The organism is Nocardia sp. NPDC049526, from assembly GCF_044465765.1.
Classification (GTDB): Bacteria; Actinomycetota; Actinomycetes; order Mycobacteriales; family Mycobacteriaceae; genus Nocardia.
Genome location: NZ_JBITMA010000023.1, coordinates 56,259 through 71,531 on the forward strand (window position 1 = coordinate 56,259; position 15,273 = coordinate 71,531).

General features: G+C 64.7%; 15 protein-coding genes and 2 pseudogenes. 10 read left to right on the forward strand and 7 right to left on the reverse strand.

Annotated elements, in window-relative coordinates; genetic code table 11:
• Positions 1 to 86: 86 nt before the first annotated feature.
• Positions 87 to 593 carry a winged helix-turn-helix transcriptional regulator gene (locus ACIBW7_RS40295; RefSeq protein WP_397055929.1) on the reverse strand — a complete coding sequence of 169 codons (507 nt, stop codon included), beginning with the start codon at positions 591 to 593 and terminating at the stop codon, positions 87 to 89.
• A gap of 61 nt (positions 594 to 654) precedes the next feature.
• Here ACIBW7_RS40295 and ACIBW7_RS40300 point away from each other — a divergent pair, with 61 nt between their 5' ends.
• Together ACIBW7_RS40300 and ACIBW7_RS40305 are read left to right on the forward strand one after the other, a co-directional pair.
• A complete protein-coding gene (locus ACIBW7_RS40300; RefSeq protein WP_397055931.1) occupies positions 655 to 2,199 on the forward strand; it encodes a DHA2 family efflux MFS transporter permease subunit in 1,545 nt (514 codons plus the stop codon).
• Between the two features lie 91 nt (positions 2,200 to 2,290).
• A pseudogene (locus tag ACIBW7_RS40305) lies at positions 2,291 to 3,120 on the forward strand (acyl-CoA dehydrogenase); the annotation flags it as partial.
• Positions 3,121 to 3,312: 192 nt separating this feature from the next.
• Here ACIBW7_RS40305 and ACIBW7_RS40310 read toward each other — a convergent pair.
• The gene (locus tag ACIBW7_RS40310) at positions 3,313 to 3,495 is read right to left on the reverse strand and encodes a hypothetical protein (protein WP_397055933.1); all 183 of its coding nucleotides are present in this window, start codon (positions 3,493 to 3,495) and stop codon (positions 3,313 to 3,315) included.
• A gap of 500 nt (positions 3,496 to 3,995) precedes the next feature.
• Here ACIBW7_RS40310 and ACIBW7_RS40315 point away from each other — a divergent pair, with 500 nt between their 5' ends.
• The 5 genes and pseudogenes from ACIBW7_RS40315 to ACIBW7_RS40335 all read left to right on the forward strand — a co-directional run bounded on the left by ACIBW7_RS40315 (position 3,996) and on the right by ACIBW7_RS40335 (position 7,177).
• Positions 3,996 to 4,658 (forward strand): hypothetical protein, encoded by a 663-nt coding sequence (locus ACIBW7_RS40315; protein ID WP_397055935.1) that lies wholly within the window; start codon positions 3,996 to 3,998, stop codon positions 4,656 to 4,658.
• Between the two features lie 56 nt (positions 4,659 to 4,714).
• Entirely contained in the window at positions 4,715 to 5,278 is a 564-nt protein-coding gene (locus ACIBW7_RS40320; RefSeq protein ID WP_397055937.1) for a hypothetical protein, read from the forward strand.
• Positions 5,271 to 6,197 (forward strand): hypothetical protein, encoded by a 927-nt coding sequence (locus ACIBW7_RS40325; protein ID WP_397055939.1) that lies wholly within the window; start codon positions 5,271 to 5,273, stop codon positions 6,195 to 6,197. Before ACIBW7_RS40320 ends, ACIBW7_RS40325 begins: the two co-directional genes overlap by 8 nt.
• Before the next feature lie 95 nt (positions 6,198 to 6,292).
• Positions 6,293 to 6,439, forward strand: a pseudogene (locus tag ACIBW7_RS40330) (winged helix-turn-helix transcriptional regulator); the annotation flags it as partial.
• Positions 6,440 to 6,691: 252 nt separating this feature from the next.
• Positions 6,692 to 7,177 carry a hypothetical protein gene (locus ACIBW7_RS40335; protein WP_397055941.1) on the forward strand — a complete coding sequence of 162 codons (486 nt, stop codon included), beginning with the start codon at positions 6,692 to 6,694 and terminating at the stop codon, positions 7,175 to 7,177.
• Here ACIBW7_RS40335 and ACIBW7_RS40340 read toward each other — a convergent pair.
• From ACIBW7_RS40340 to ACIBW7_RS40355, 4 genes are all read right to left on the reverse strand, one after another.
• Entirely contained in the window at positions 7,165 to 8,268 is a 1,104-nt protein-coding gene (locus tag ACIBW7_RS40340; RefSeq protein WP_397055943.1) for an ABC transporter substrate-binding protein, read from the reverse strand. The two genes, ACIBW7_RS40335 and ACIBW7_RS40340, sit on opposite strands and share 13 nt — an antisense overlap.
• Positions 8,268 to 10,052, reverse strand: coding sequence for an ABC transporter permease (locus ACIBW7_RS40345; RefSeq protein WP_397055945.1), 1,785 nt, complete (start codon positions 10,050 to 10,052; stop codon positions 8,268 to 8,270). The genes ACIBW7_RS40340 and ACIBW7_RS40345 overlap by 1 nt, the downstream gene beginning before the upstream one ends.
• Complete coding sequence (locus ACIBW7_RS40350) at positions 10,049 to 11,164, reverse strand: ABC transporter ATP-binding protein (RefSeq protein WP_397055947.1); 1,116 nt, start codon at positions 11,162 to 11,164, stop codon at positions 10,049 to 10,051. Before ACIBW7_RS40350 ends, ACIBW7_RS40345 begins: the two co-directional genes overlap by 4 nt.
• A 178-nt stretch (positions 11,165 to 11,342) precedes the next feature.
• Positions 11,343 to 12,449, reverse strand: coding sequence for a PrpF domain-containing protein (locus ACIBW7_RS40355; protein WP_397056017.1), 1,107 nt, complete (start codon positions 12,447 to 12,449; stop codon positions 11,343 to 11,345).
• Positions 12,450 to 12,644: 195 nt separating this feature from the next.
• On the opposite strand from ACIBW7_RS40355, the gene ACIBW7_RS40360 reads away from it, so the two are divergent.
• Positions 12,645 to 13,574: a LysR family transcriptional regulator gene (locus ACIBW7_RS40360; protein ID WP_397055949.1), complete on the forward strand. Its 930-nt coding sequence runs from the start codon at positions 12,645 to 12,647 to the stop codon at positions 13,572 to 13,574.
• Between the two features lie 299 nt (positions 13,575 to 13,873).
• Positions 13,874 to 14,020, forward strand: a complete 147-nt coding sequence (locus ACIBW7_RS40365; protein ID WP_397055951.1) for a hypothetical protein — start codon at positions 13,874 to 13,876, stop codon at positions 14,018 to 14,020.
• A gap of 125 nt (positions 14,021 to 14,145) precedes the next feature.
• Here ACIBW7_RS40365 and ACIBW7_RS40370 read toward each other — a convergent pair whose 3' ends face one another.
• Entirely contained in the window at positions 14,146 to 14,565 is a 420-nt protein-coding gene (locus ACIBW7_RS40370) for an ester cyclase (protein WP_397055953.1), read from the reverse strand.
• Positions 14,566 to 14,679: 114 nt separating this feature from the next.
• On the opposite strand from ACIBW7_RS40370, the gene ACIBW7_RS40375 reads away from it, so the two are divergent.
• Entirely contained in the window at positions 14,680 to 15,267 is a 588-nt protein-coding gene (locus tag ACIBW7_RS40375) for a PadR family transcriptional regulator (RefSeq protein WP_397055955.1), read from the forward strand.
• Positions 15,268 to 15,273: the final 6 nt, after the last annotated feature.

Sequence of the window (15,273 nt, forward strand, 5' to 3'; positions counted from 1 at the left end):
GACCACTCCGCACCCGCGCAACCGGGGTTGACCAGCCATCGGTCCGCGGGTGAGAGCGGTGTGGCGGGGCGATGAGCAATCGGTGCTCACGCTGGATCAGCGGGTGCGGCAGGCGCCATCGAGCGCGCTCCCGGACCCGGCCGGAATACCACGTCACGAGGGGAGTCGATGTGATGGCCGGCGGCGCAGACGAGTTCGACACCGACCTCGGCCCCACATTCTCGGTGCAGCGAGGTCACCGGCGGTCCCTCCGGATCCGCCAGGTAGCGGTCGCCCCATCGACGAACCGCCACCACTATCGGAAACACATCGAATCCCATTGGGGTGAGACGGTATTCGTGGCGCTTGCGCTCGCCGGGCTCCTGATACGGTCGGCGGACAAGCAAACCCACCTCACAGAGCCTGGCCAGGCGATTGGTCAGCACCTGTCTCGGCACGCCCGCGTGCTCGCGGATCTGGTCGAAACGCCGGATGCCGTTGAAGATTTCGCGCAGCACCACCACCGTCCAGCGTTCGCCGAGGATCTCCATCGCGCGGGAGACCGTGTCGTTCTCGGTGGACCAGTCCATGGCGGGTGGGTGTGGCTGCGTCATGGCAGCAGTCTAGATGCTGGATCTTATTGACAGACTCAGCTGTCGCTGCGAGGCTGCATCCATGTCTCGAACTCAGGTGGAACGTCCTGGTGCGGACCCACAACGCAATCCGTGGCCCGCGCTGATCGCGATGGTCGTCGGGTTCTTCCTGACAACTGCCGACATGATGATCGTCCTGGTGATCAATCCGGTACTCCTGCGTGCACTGGATGCCAGTGTGGCGCAGGTGATCTGGGTAACGAGCGCCTATCTGCTCGCCTTCGCGGTGCCGCTGCTGGCCTGCGGTCGTCTCGGTGATCGCTTCGGCCCCAAGTACATCTACCTCGCTGGGCTGGCGATATTCACGCTGGCCTCGCTGTGGTGCGGGCTGTCGCAGTCCATCGGCGTGCTGATCGCCGCGCGCGTGGTGCAGGGCCTCGGCGCGGCGCTGATGACACCGCAGACCATGGCCGTGATCAGACGCACCTTCCCGGCCGAGAAGCGGGGCGCGGCGATGTCGCTGTGGGGTGCGGTGGCGGGCCTGGCCCTGCTGGTCGGACCGATCCTCGGCGGCACACTGTCGGACGCGTTCGGGTGGCGGTGGATCTTCTTCATCAATATCCCCATCGGGGTCGTCGGTCTGGTACTCGGTCTGCGGTTGGTGCCGTCGCTACCGACCAACCCGCACCGCTTCGATATCGCCGGCGTACTGCTGAGCGCCGTCGGCATGTTCCTGCTGGTGTACGGCCTGCAGGAGAGCGATATCCGGAACTGGGACACCCTCATCTGGATTTTGATCGCCGCCGGGTTGGTGGTCCTGGCGATCTTCGTGGTGACCCAGCTGCGCGGTGGCGGTGAACCGCTGCTACCGCTGACGTTGTTCCGCGACCGCAACTTCGCGCTCGGCAACATCGCGATCGTCTCCACCGGCGCCACCGCGACGGCCGCCATGGTCCCGCTGTACTTCTACCTCGAAGTGGTGCGTGGACTGTCCCCGACACGGGCGGCTCTGGTTTTCGCGCCGATGGCCGCCATGATGCTGGTTTTCGCGCCGGTGGTCGGCAAATTCGGTGACAAGGCGCATCCTCGGTTGTTCCCCCTTGTGGGTTTCACGCTCTACGCGATGACGATTGTCGCGATGTCGCTCCTCATCCCCCGAGAGGCGCCGATCGCGTGGTTCGTCGCGGTCGGGGCGGTCAGCGGCTTCGCGAACGCGTGCACCTGGGCGCCGCTGGCGGCGACGACCACCCGCAACCTCCCCGAACACCAAGCCGGCGCCGGGTCCGGGGTGTACAACGCGATGCGCCAGATCGGTTCGATGATCGGCAGTGCCGCCATCGCCGCGGCGATCACCGCGCGCATGTCCGCGCACGGTCTGGGGGGAGGCAAGATCGGGAAAGGGGGCATGGGAGCCGACAGCATCCCCGACGCCGTCAAGGACCCACTCAGTTCGGCATTGAGCCAGGCCATGTATCTGCCCGTCGGATTCCTCGTGGCCGGCATCGTCGCGGCGCTGCTGTTCGAATCGGCGACGTCATCTCGTCACGATGGCGCCGAGACGGTGACGATCGAACCATCGCGTCCCGCCGATGCGGTCGCGGTCGTGCGCCCGGCCGACGCGGGCTGACTTTTCGTGGTCGGCCGAGCCGCGGGTACCGTGCCCGTGACTCGCGGCCCAGAGAAGATGAAGCGATCGGGTCGAGCTTCGGCGCGAATGTCGCAACGGTGTTTTCGTGACCAACCTCGAGCACAAGATGGGTTTGAAGGCGTCCACGACCTGCGAGCTGACCTTCGGCGGGCATGGCACACCAGCCATCGGGTATCTCGTCGGCGAGGTCCACGACGGTATCGCGCAGATGTTCAAGGTCATCGAGGAAACCCGGATGATGGTGGGCACCAAGGCCATCGCCACTCTCTCCAGCGGCTACCTCAACGCCCTCGAGTACGCCAAGACCCGCGTGCAGGGCAGTGATCTGATCCAGAGCGCCGACAAGAACGCGCCGAAGGTGACCGTCACCCACCACCCCGATGTGCGGCGCTCACTGATGATGCAGAAGGCGTACGTCGAGGGACTGCGCGCGATCTACCTATACACCGCCCACCAGGATACCGTTGCGGCCCAGCATGTTTCAGGCGCCGGCGCCGAACTGGCCGCACGTGTGAACGATTTGCTGCCGCCGATCGTCAAGGGCGGCGGATCAGAGCGGGGTTATCAGTATCTGACCGAATCCCTGCAGCGCTTCGGGGGCTTGAGTTTCCTGCAGGACTACCTGATCGAGCAGTACATCCGCGACTCGAAGATCGACTCGCGCTACGATGGCACCACCGCGATCCAGGCCCAGGACTTCTTCGGCTCATCGTGGCGGCCGAAATCGCTCTCACCGCTCTGGATTCCGATCTCGGCGAGCAGGATTGGGCCTTCTACGACGGCAAGATCGCCGTGGCGTCGTTCTTCGCCAAGACCGTGCTGCCGCACCTGAGCGCCGAATGGTCGATGATCTCCGACATCGACGACAGCATCATGCAACTCGACGAAGCAACATTCTGACACGAGGGAACACGGTGAGGGCCACACCGGACCACGCGGTTCGGCGGCGTGCAGGATGGTCGTCAGACGCGCAGACAGCGGGAGTTGGGTAAGCCGGTCGGCGGGAGCAGGTCATTGCCACGGTGATCGAAAACGCGGCAATGTCCTGTTCGCCCCGCGCGGGCCGAATGCGACGTCGCTGCCGCTCTGGTGTCAATTCGGGGTTGCTACATCGGCATTTCGGCCGAAGAGCAGTTGGTGGCGGCTGTGCTGGACCACCTCGGTCAGGAAGCGGCGGCGTCCGGCGCGACCAGCAGGCGACAGGTCGATATGGCGACGGGGGAGCGCGCCAGGTTGGTGGTCGCGAATGTGGCCGCATTCGAGTTGGAACGGCATCGCCTGAGATGCTGCCAGCGGACCGCTCCCATATCAGCCCGCGGATATGGCATTGACGTAGTAAACAACGAAGCAATTTCGGAATGGCTGGAGACCATGCGATTTCCCGGCACCGGTCCAAACTTGGTATAAGAGCCAGGGGTTCCGGTTCCACCTTCTCAACCTTTCTTCGTTGTCTTTTGCATTGGACAATCAGAAGGGCGGGCCCACTTTGCTGGTCGCGCGATGGCCATAGGCGTACATCCACGCCGTCGTCGTTCTACTTCTACTTCTACTTCTACTTCTACGACACCGACGGCTAGCGTCGGCAGTCCTCGGAAACCTTCGACGACTACAGCGAGGCCCAGTGGTGGGCCGAACTCATCGACCGCGTCGGCATCGGCGAGGCCCTGAAGGTTCTCGAAGTCAAGCGCGGCACCGGCTCCGATACGGTGCTGCTGACGGACTGACTGACCGGCTACGCCGACCGGCTGCTGAGTATCCGAAGCATCTCCGCTCCCGTGCACCGCAAGTACACCGGCTACATCCGCAACGACATCACGCCGTTCTTCGGTGAACGAGCACCCATCGACGCGGTCACCCAGGACCGCGACGCTGCCTGGATAGTCTTTCTCGAACAGGACAAGGGCAACGCGCCCAAGACCATTGCGAACAAACACGGGTTCCTATCGGGCGGTCTGCGCGCGGCTGTGGAACAGCGTCCCACGCCGGTGCCGTTCAACCCGTGCACCAGTACGCGGCTGCCGACCAAGTATCCGACCGAGATCGACATCGTCGACGACGACGAGTGGGAGCTGTTCGAACTGCTGATCGGTAATCGGTGGCGCCCCCATGCCGAGTTCGGACTGGTATCGATGGCTCGGCCCAGCGAAGTCGGTGCTTTGCTGGTGCGTGATGTCAACCCGGTCTCCTGCGCGGTGCGCATCAACAAGGCGTGGAAAGACGGCGGTAGCCGCCTCGAGCTCGGTAAACCTGAGACGGCGCGCGGAATCCGCACCGTGAGCGTTCCGCTCGTAACCCTCGACCGGCTCGACCTCTCACGCGACCCCGACGAGTTGCTGTTCTGCACCAAGCACGGAACCCGATCACCGCGTGCTACTTCCACGAGAACCGTAGGCGGACAGGGTTTTCTAATCGAGATGCATCGGTCGTGGACGTGCTGAACAATGAGATGTGTCGGCCCGGGGCGGTGGGTGCGGGCAGCATGGAAGGGGCTCGAATGCGCAGACCGATATTGGTTGTGATCGTGGCTGCGTGCCTCGTGGCACTCGCTGGTTGTGACAACGTCACGCCGTCCTCGCCGGATGGCCGGGCTGGCGACTCGGGTCTGGGCAACCCTGGTGAATCCGAGGATGTCGGTGAGGGGAAAGGGATCCCGGTCGATATTGGGCCACAGAACTTCACCCCAGGACAACCCATCGAGGACGTCGTCGACCAGCTCGAGGACCAGATCAACGACGGTTGCAGGGCAGTCCGCCTAGCGAACGGCTGCGTCACGGTCGTCACGCAAAAAGACGACAAGGCAGATACTCCGCCCTGCCGGCCCTCTCCCGACGACCCGAAGACCGGCAGTTTCAACGCCTACGTTCATCTGGACCGTGAACTGCCATCCGGAGGCATTGGGCCGAAAGCAACAGAAAATGCCGGCGGACACGTGACCGTCTTCATGAAACGCTGCAAGCCGGAGGGGAGCTCCGCAGAATCCACACCGCCGACGACGACGAAATCCACGTCGAAGACCACTGCTCCCGTACCGACGACAACGACGAGGCCCGGTGGCTGATACTGATCCACCGGGCCGCCGGGAAGATGGCCGGACCTCGGTCGCCGACCTGTCGCAACTGGCGCAGCTCGTCGCGCAGTTCGTCGCGCCCGCAACTCTGTTGGCTGGTCTGCTGTACTACTGGGGTTACTTCCACGCGCGCGGATTCTGCGCCTACCTGGGTGTGGATTCGACATCGCTCGGGCTCACCACCACTGACTACGTCATGCGCAGCGCGGATGGATTGTTCGTTCCGGTCGCGACCATCGCAGCCGTTGCGCTGGCCCTGATCTGGGGCCGCGTGGCATTGCCGGAGCGAATCCTGTCCGGCCATCGACCCGGGTGGTTGTTGATCACCACCACGATCGTGGCTTCGCTGTTGCTGCTCAACGGATTGTCACAATTCTGGATCGACACACCGCTGAATCGGCGATTGGGTGTCGGGCCGACCTGCGTGATCGTCGGCGTACTGCTGCTGTGGGCGGTGGTCAGGACACGACGTCGCCAGGTCGCTGCCGCGGCGGGAACACCGGCGCCCGCGACCAAGCTCGGCGAATGGGGCCTGGTCTTGCTGCTCATCGCCGGCAGCTTCTTCTGGGGGGCCACCGCCTACTCCATGGCCGTCGGCAAAAGCCGCGCCATCCGATTCGAGCACACCCTCCCCACCGCCGCAGGCTTAACCCTGTACACCGAGAAAGCGCTCGAACTCAACATCCAGAACATCACTCGAACTGCGTGCGCCGACCCGGGCGCGGCCTATCGCTACCGTTACGACGGCCTCGTCCTGGTCATGACCACCAACGAAAATTTCGTCATCCTCCCGCGGACCTGGAGCTACAAACAGGGCACCGCAATCGTGTTGCCCCGCAACGGCCCTGGGGCCGTGCGACTGGAATTCAGTAGATCACCCACACCCGTCACACCCACACCGGCGTGCTGAAGCGGCGGCGACCGACATCACCTCCAGCATGCTCATCACGGCCCCGCTGGGCCGTACGAACGAAGTTAGCCCATCGCCCCGCAGCCAAGCCATCGACGCTCGAGCGCGACGGCGTCATCACTCGCACGGTGACGCCGACGGTGCCGGTCACAGTTACCTACGAACTGACCGACCTCGGACTTTCGCTCCGGTGGTCGACCCAGGTGGTGAAAGACCGAACTGCAACACTTTTCGGTACTTAAGTTTGATTAGCTGAGCTGAAGAGGCTGTCGTCGGGTTCTGTCGGTTGGTTCGGCTGCGGGGTTGTCTGCTTCAAATGTGTTGTGGCCGGGTTGGAATCGTTGGTCGATGGCTGCTCTGGATGGTGCCGGGCGCGGTTGGTGGGGACCGGCACCGTGGTTCTGCGGCTGGCGGGCAGTTCCCTTGCGGCGCAGCACAATTTCGCCGATCTGGGCGGGACGGCGCCGCTGGAGTCCGGTGATACGGTCCCGGCGTTGAAGCAGTTGAAGGATCTGTTCGCGAAGTACGCCCCTGGCAAGGACGTCACCTACTCGGCGCTGCGGGCGTTCCAGTCGTGGCTGCTGTTCGCCAAGTCGGCGGCAAGCTGTGGTGATCAGCTCACCCGAAAGTGCGTCTACGACAACGCCATCAAAGAGAGCGCGTGGACCGGTGGCGGGCTGCAGGCGCCGGTCGATCAATCGCCCACTGGCGCGAAATCGACCTGTTTCAATATCGTGCAGGCGACGGCGACCCCCGCAGGGGTGGCAGGCCGCGGACTTCAAACCCGAAAAGGGTCCGTACCGCTGCGACATGACCCCGTACATGTACAAGGCCGATTACGGCAAGGCGACCACCCTCGCCGATTTCGGGAAGAGCATGAACGACTTCAAGTGATCGGAGCCGTTCCTCGGCATCGGAACCGCCCACCGCGTCAGATCGTGACACAGTGGGCGGTCCTGGTTCGCATCTATTGGTTGTAACCGAAGATTGCGTTCCAGGCCCGTTGGTCGGTGGTGGCGTTGCTGATCGACTCGGCCGGGGTGATGCGATGCACCTTGGGGTCGGTGAAATCGGGCAGTTGCACGCCGCGCACATTGGGCGCGGCAATGTCGGTGCGGACCGAATACTCACCCATATCGGCGAAGACTTGCTGCCCGCGTTTGGAGAGGTTCCAATTGAGGAACAGTTTGGCGGCAGCGGTATTGGTGGCGGTCGAGGCGACCCCGGTGTAGTAGTCGTATGCGGTGACGCCTTCGGTCGGGACGACGAATTTCACCGGTGCGTTCGCGTTGTTCGCGATATTGACGGCGCTGACGACTACCGTGCCCGCGTCGATCTGGCCGCGGGCCAGTGCGTCGAGCTGGGCGCCGATCGAATCGAAAACCCTCGCCCCAGAGGCATATTGACGTAGGTAGTCGTCACCGAGCACCTCGCGCTGGAATCGGGTCAGCGCGAGAGCGCTACCACCGGCGCCGGCTTGGGCGATGCCCCGTTTATTCGACCACCGGTCGTCCAATAGTGATCGCCAACTGGTCGGCGCCGCATCGGCGTGGACCAGCGCGGTGTTGTAGCCGAAGGTGTAGACGGGGTCGAAGGTGCGGTAGTAATTGCCGGCTTCGAAGATGACATCGTCGTGCAGATTCGTCGCCGTGGATGGTTGATAGGGCTGGAAGACGCCCCGCTCGGCGAGGCCGTGCACGAATCCGGCGTCGGAAATACGCACGACGTCGGCCTTGAGTTTGCCGGCGCCGTACTCGGCGACGATTCGCTCGTAGAGGCGGTTGGGCGTGAGCCTGATCTGTTTGACCTGGATACCGGTATCGGCTTCGAATTGGTGCAGGAGCGTGGCTTCGCTGGCTTGGGTGTAGCCGCTGTAGAGGGTGAGTTTGCCCTCGGCCCTGGCTTGTGCCCACAGGCTCTGGTCGGCGATTTGCTCGTCGTTGATGATCAGAGCGTCGTCTCGCTGGATACTCTGGGCCGGCCGGGCCAATGGCGGGCCTGCCGGGGGCGGTGCACATGCCGTCAGGGTGGCCAGTAAGGCGGCGCCCAGGCCGATCACGATCTTCTTCATCAGACGGTTTCCTTGGATCCGAGGCGGCGCGACAGGATGGCGAGGGTGGCGATGACGACGCAGTACAGCAGGCTGAGTTCGGCCGCGGACTGGAAGGAGCCGTTGTCGTAGGCGTCGAAGATCGCGATCGACAGCAGTCGCGTGTCGGAGGTGAACAAGAACAGTGCCGCGGTCAGTTCCCGCATGGACAGCATCAACAGGAGCAGGAAGGTGGAGGAAAGTCCGACCCGCAGCAGCGGTGCGGTGACGAAGCTGATGGCTCGATGTCGGCGGGCACCGAGCATGACGGCGCTGTCTTCGAGGTCCTTGTCGAGCTGGATGATCGAGGCCGACACGCCGCGGTATCCCTGGGGAATGAAGACCGCGACGAAGGCGATGACCAGAACGGCGAGGGTTCCGTAGACCGGTATCGGCATGGCCAGCCAGGTCCAGAGCAGTCCGAGTCCGAGCACGATGGCGGGTACGGCCAGCGGGAGCATGGCGAGGTATTCGAGTAGCTTGCGGCCGGGTGCGTTGGTGCGATATCGGGTATAGGCCAGGGCGAAACAGAGCGCGGTTCCGATCGCGGCGGTCGCGACGCCCACGGTGACGCTGTTGAGCACGACGTGGTGGAAGTCGGGACTCTTCAGTGTCTGTCCCATACCCCACAGTGACAGCGCGCCGGGGCGGACCAGCTGCCCGAGGTCGGCGACATAGGGACTGGTCTGCAAGCTCGCGAGGATGAGCCCGAGCACCGGGAGCACCACCGCCAGGGCGAAGTACACCCAGGCGAAGACGGCGCCGGGGATGCGCCAGCCGCGCAGCGGCACCTTGCGTGCCCGCACACCTTTGCCGGTGACGGTCGTGTACTGCTTGCCGCCCATCGCCCGCTGTTGGAACGCGACCACGGCGACGAGGAGCACCGTGAGGACGACAGCGACGGCGGCCGCGTCGTTGGAGCGGGCGGGCGAGGCGTTCATCAGCCGGTAGATCATGGTCGGCAGGGTGTCGATACCGCCTGCTACACCAATGACCTGAGCCACCGGAAAGTTCTCCACGGACAGCGCGAATACGAGGATGCCCGAGCCGACGACGGCAGGCATGACCAGAGGGAAAGTGACCTTGCGCAGCATCTGGGTGAGCTTGGCGCCGTGCAGACTGGCTGCGTCCTCGAGATCTGGGTTCATCAGCGACAGCGCCGAGTGCACCATGAGAAACGGGTAGGGCGCGTAGTACAGGCCGAGGACGAAGATCATTCCGCCGAAGCTGTAGATGTTGATCGCATTCGGCAGTCCGATGCTGTTCAAAGCCAGATTGAGGTAGCCGGTGGCGGGCCCCGCCAGCAGTACCCATGCCAGCGAGCCGACGAGTGCGGGCAGGAATAGCGGAGCGATCCCGAAGCCGTAGATGAGTTTGCGGCCAGGGATGTCGGTGCGGGCCGCCAAAAAGGCGAGCGTGCAACCGATCGCCAGCGCCAACAGCGATGCGCCGATTCCGACCCCGGCCGAATTCAGCATCGCCGACCGTGCGGTGTCGGAGCCGAGCACGCGGAAGTTGTCCAGGGTGAAGTCGCCGAAGTCGAACAGTGAGGTGCGTTCGGTCTTGTCGGTGAATGCGCCCATGACGATGAAGAACATCGGGCACAGCACAATGAGGGCGAGCAGCGCCAATTGCAGCAGCACCGGGAACCAGCGGCGCAGTCGGGGCCGTTTGTGCTGGGACGCAGTGGTCTTCCGTGCGGGCTCGACATGTTCGGAGCGAGAGTGGTCCATCGTCGGCGCCGTGTCGAGGGTTTGTTCACTCATGCCGGCACCGCTGTCGTCTCGACGCGGTCATCGCGCAGGACTTGGGCCCCGCCAGGGACGGCGGTGACCATTGCGCGCTCGCCGATTCCCAACACCCGACTGGCGTGGCCGGTGGCGATGGCTTCTACTTCGGGTCCATCGTCCAGGGTCACCCGGTACCGGATCGAGGCACCTTGATAACTGGCGACTTCGACGCGGCCGGTCCAGGACTGCCCGTCCGACCTGGTCTCGTCGACTGCTGTGACCAGGAGGTCCTCCGGCCGCAGGCAGACGATGATCGGGCCGGTCTCGGCTGGTGTGGCGTCCACCCGTACCGCGATGGACGGGTAGTCGGTGAGCTCCACCGCACCGCGTTGTCCGGTGCTCGGTGTGCAGCGGAAGATATTGCCGACCCCGAGGAAGTCCGCGATAGAGGCGCACGTCGGCTTGGTATAGATCTCCTCCGGGGTACCGATCTGCACGATGCGCCCCTGCTGCATCAGCGCGATGCGGTCGGCCAGGGCGAACGCCTCGACCTGGTCGTGGGTGACGTAGACAGTGGTCAGGCCGAGTCGCAGTTGCAGCTCGCGCAATTCCATCCGGAGGCGTTCGCGCAGGCGAGCGTCGAGGTTGGACAGCGGCTCATCGAGCAGCAGCACGCTCGGTCGCATGACCAGGCTTCGAGCGAGCGCGACCCGCTGCATCTGCCCGCCGCTGAGTAGGCTGGCACCGCGGTCGGCCAGCTCCCGCAAACCCACCAGATCCAATGCCTCGAGCACCCGCGTGCGGATCTCCTGCTTTCCGACCTTCTGCATCTTCAACGAGAACGCGACATTCTCGAACACGGTGCGGTGCGGCCAGACCGCATACGACTGGAACACCATCCCGACATTGCGTTTGTGCGGCGGAACGGTGCGACCTTTCGCCGAGTCGTAGACGACGCGATCACCGATGGCGATACGTCCGGCGTCGGGGGTTTCGAGACCGGCGATGCACCGCATTGTGCTGGTCTTACCGCATCCGGATTGCCCGAGCAGAACCAGTGATTCGCCGTCGGCGATGTCGATGTCGAGGTCGCGCACCACGGTATTGCCGGCGTACGCGAGGGTCAGGTTGTCGATCGTGACTTTCATTTGTTTCCTTCATCCTGGACAACAATGTCCATGAGTTCGCCGACTATTCGCCCGTTCGTGTTGGTGCTGCTCGGGCAATGCGGTCGGCTCGGGGCCGATTGTCGTCGACCACCGCGTCGAGCTCTAGTGATTCGGCAGTTCAGAACGTTTTTCTCTACGGCCTCCCGCGACCTGGCCATCAGGCGGATCCAGCCAGAACCGTCGTCGGCGTGACGAAGAGTTCGGCCGTAGCGATGCGCCGGGCGGCCCGGTGCAGGGTGACGGATTCGGCGACCCCGTCCGGTGTCGCGGCGATATCGAGGTCGAGGACGCCGGCCGCGGTGCCCAGTCGCAGGGACCCGGGCCACCGGATGCGGGCGTTGTCGGCGACGATGCTGCCGGGCACGGTCACCGCGGCCGCCACGGCGACAGCCGAGGTGAGCCCGATCGCGGGATGTGGCGCCAGCATGGAGACCATCCGGACCGAAACGTCGTATTCCTCGGCGATGATGTCCACCCCCGCACTGGTGCGGTAGTCGCATGGCGGACCGACGATGCCGACCTTCGGGATCGCGTGCGAAATGGGATCACCGGCTCGGCTGAGCCCCATCCGCAGCGAGGATTCTCTGCGTAGCGCGATGAGCAGGGGTAAGTGCTCGGCGATCAACTGGTTGTCCTCGGCGCCGGTCAGTCCCAGGTCGGGGGCGTGGAACAGGGCGGCGGGGGCACCGGCGATCACCAGGGTGGCTCGGTAGTTGTTGTCACCGACCGTGATCCGATCCCACGCCGCACCGGTCGGTAGCAGTGATCGGTGGTCGGCGGCGAGGTCGGTGAAGGTCAGCGAGACCGGGACGCCGAGCGCGCTCGTACCCGGGACAGCGGCAGTGCCCTCGGCGGGGACTATTCCGCCCGGGGTGTCGATCTGCGCGGTGAGGATCGCTCCGGTGTTCTGATTACGCATGCGCACTGTCGTGGTCGTGGCGTCGACCGGGACGAGCCCTGCTTGTAGCGCGTACAGACCGATCGCTGTCGCGCAGTTTCCGCAGTTGCTGCCCCATTCGACTCGCCGGTCCCCGATCGCCACCTGAGCGAACAGGTAGTCGATGTCGATACCGCGTTTGCTGGAGCGTCGGACGATCGCGGCCTTCGATGTGGTGGAACTGCCGCCGCCGACACCGTCGAGTTGGCGGGGATCGCCCGAGCCGAAGGCCGATGTCAGGATGGCGTCGAGCCCGCCTGCCCGTCCGATCAAGGGGTCGACATCCACCGCGTTGAAGAGCCAGCACTTACTGGTCCCTCCGCGCATCCAGGTCCCGCGGAGTGTGAACACCCGTCCGGCCCGCCTTTCGCTCGTCAAGAGAATTTGTGAAGCACCGCGCGACTTCGAGCTGCTGGTGAGCTGGGTCACGGTGACAGAGACAAGCGTGCGCCACCGGAGACTGGAGTACAATTTCGAAAACGTTGATGAGGCTTAACTTCTACTGAACGCTGGAGCCGCGTGATGCTCGACCCTCGTCGCCTGTTGTTGCTGATCGATGTGGTTCGGGCCGGCTCCATCACGGCAGCCGCGGCCCGGCTCAACTACACGACCTCCGCGGTCTCCCAGCAGATCGCCAAACTCGAAACCGAGGCCGGCCAACCGCTGCTGGAACGGCATGCGCGCGGAATCCGGCTGACCGAGGCGGGGGCGACGCTGGCTCGTCGTGCCGAGCGCATCGAGACTCAACTTCTTGCCGCGCGCAGGGAGCTCGACGACATCGCCGGACTCCGCTCGGGCACCGTGCGGATCGGAACATTTCCCACGGCCGGATCGAGTCTGCTGCCGTCGGTGGTCAAGCTGTTCAAGGCTCGTCATCCGGCCGTGGCGCTGACTGTGCGCAGCTCCCGATTCGCGCAATTGCGTGCCATGCTCGATACGCGCGAGGTCGAACTGTCGCTGCTCTGGGACTATGAGTGGGCTCGCGTCGACGATCAGGAGCTTGCGGTGCATGAACTCCTGATCGATCCACCGACGCTCGTCGTATCGGTCAACCATCGCTTCGCGGATCGGAAAACGATCGCGATGGACGAACTCGCCGATGAGCAATGGATCACTCGTGAGGACCAGCATCCGGTCGGGCTGGCCCTGGAAAGGGCTTGCAATGCAGCAGGATTCACCCCTGCCGTCGCATTCGCGGCCAACGACTACCAGGAAGCGCAGGCGATGGTGGCAGTCGATCTCGGCGTATCGCTGGCGCCCCGACTCGCGCTGTCGAACCTGCGAGAAGACGTCCGGGTCATTCCGCTGACCGGCGGAGCTCCGTCTCGGCGAGTTCTGCTCGCGCACTTGGCCCAGCAGCGTCTCACTCCAGCGGCGAACACGCTCCTCAGGACGTTCGAGGAAGTCGCCAAAGGGTTCGTCGAACGGTCCCTCGCGGGGCGACGATACTAAGAGTCGAGGACGCTGCCCGCCGATCCGACGCGGGAGATCCTGCACCTGTTACGCGAGGATCTGGCTCCCGCGATCGTCTCCCCGCCTCGAAGTGCACCGATACCGTGCGAGGGCACGCCGAAACGTTGGCCCTCATGGTGAGCGGCGGGTGAGGACGTGAGCGGGGCCGTACGCGCCGACATGGCCCGGGACGCTCACGGCATCGGCGTGAGAGCCGGCAGGACGGCACCGGCACGTCATCGATCGCCGACTCGATCAGGATGTTCGTGGTCCTCGACGCTGTCCAGCAAACATTCCGTGTGGCTGAACTGTGTAGTGCCCGCGTTCCGTACGTCACCCGGACGATACGGCGCTTCGGCAGCTGGGTCGTCGACCTCACCCCGCCCGCCCAGGTCCCGGCCACGCGGCTGGACCTGGAGTCACGCGTCCTGTTCCGCATGAGCTGAACTGCGCGCCCTTACGGCCCGCTTCGATCAGGGCGCAGGTTCTGACATCGGGCCATGGCCCTGGCGCACCACCCTCGCACCGCCGGAATCCGAACGTCCGGCACGGTCACCGACCAACTGCGCTCTCAAGGCGCAGGCACGGCACCGATCTGCTGCATCACTCCGAGGAGATCGGGCTGACCCCGCTCCTTGACGATCTTTCCGTCTGCCAGGTAGTAGAAGTTCATAGCCTGGACCGAGATCGTCTTTCCGCTGGCCGGGATCCCGAAGAACTCGCCCTGATGCGTTCCGCGCATGGTGAACCGGGCGGCCACCGTGTCACCCTCGGTGACGGTCTCTTCCAGAGTCCACCGGACGTCCGGGAAGCCCGCGCGCATCATCGCGATCAGCTCCAGATAGCCTTCGGGCCCCCGCAGCGGCTCCCGGTGGCTTGGCGCATGAAACTCGGCATTCGGGGCGATGACCTCCCGGGCGAGACCCTCGTCAGCTGTGTTGATGAACTCGACGAAGCGACTCATCACGGACTCGGTGGATTGCGGCGACATGCCCGTCCGCCTCTCCCTTCTCGCACTACCCCTCGCAACACGCGAGCGGAAGAGACCACTGTACATCGATTCGATGCGCGCATCGAATCGATGTAATTGTGGGATGATGGTGTCGTGCTCGACTTAGCGATACTCGGCTTCCTGGCCGAGCGGCCCCTACCCGGACACGAACTGCGCCGCCGCGTCTCGGAGCTGACGGGCTACACCCGGCCGGTCAGCGACGGCAGCCTGTACCCGGCGATCAAGCGCCTTGCCGCGGCGGGCCTGGTGGAACGGCGCGCGGACCCGGCCGCGGGTGCGGCCCGCTACGTGCTGAGCGTGACCGACGCCGGGCGCGCCGAGCTGCTGAAGCGGCTGCGCACGCCCGCTGACCACGAGATCAGCGACTTCACACGGTTCTTCACCGTGCTGGCGTTCCTGTCCCTGGTGCCGGACGTCGCTGAACAGCACGCGGTGCTGCGGCGGCGACTGGAGTTCCTGGAGGAGCCGGCGAGCTTCTTCTATGACGGCGACCGGCCGCTTCGTGCCGAGGATGTGGCCGACCCCTACCGGCGCGGCATGCTGCTGACCGCCCGCGCCATCAGCAGTGCCGAACATGCCTGGCTGCACCAGATTCTGGACCATGGCGAGCCGGTCACCGCGCGCGCCGAGACCGACCCCTCTACGCTCGAACAACCCGTGAACCGACCAGCCCGGAGGTAGCCGCCC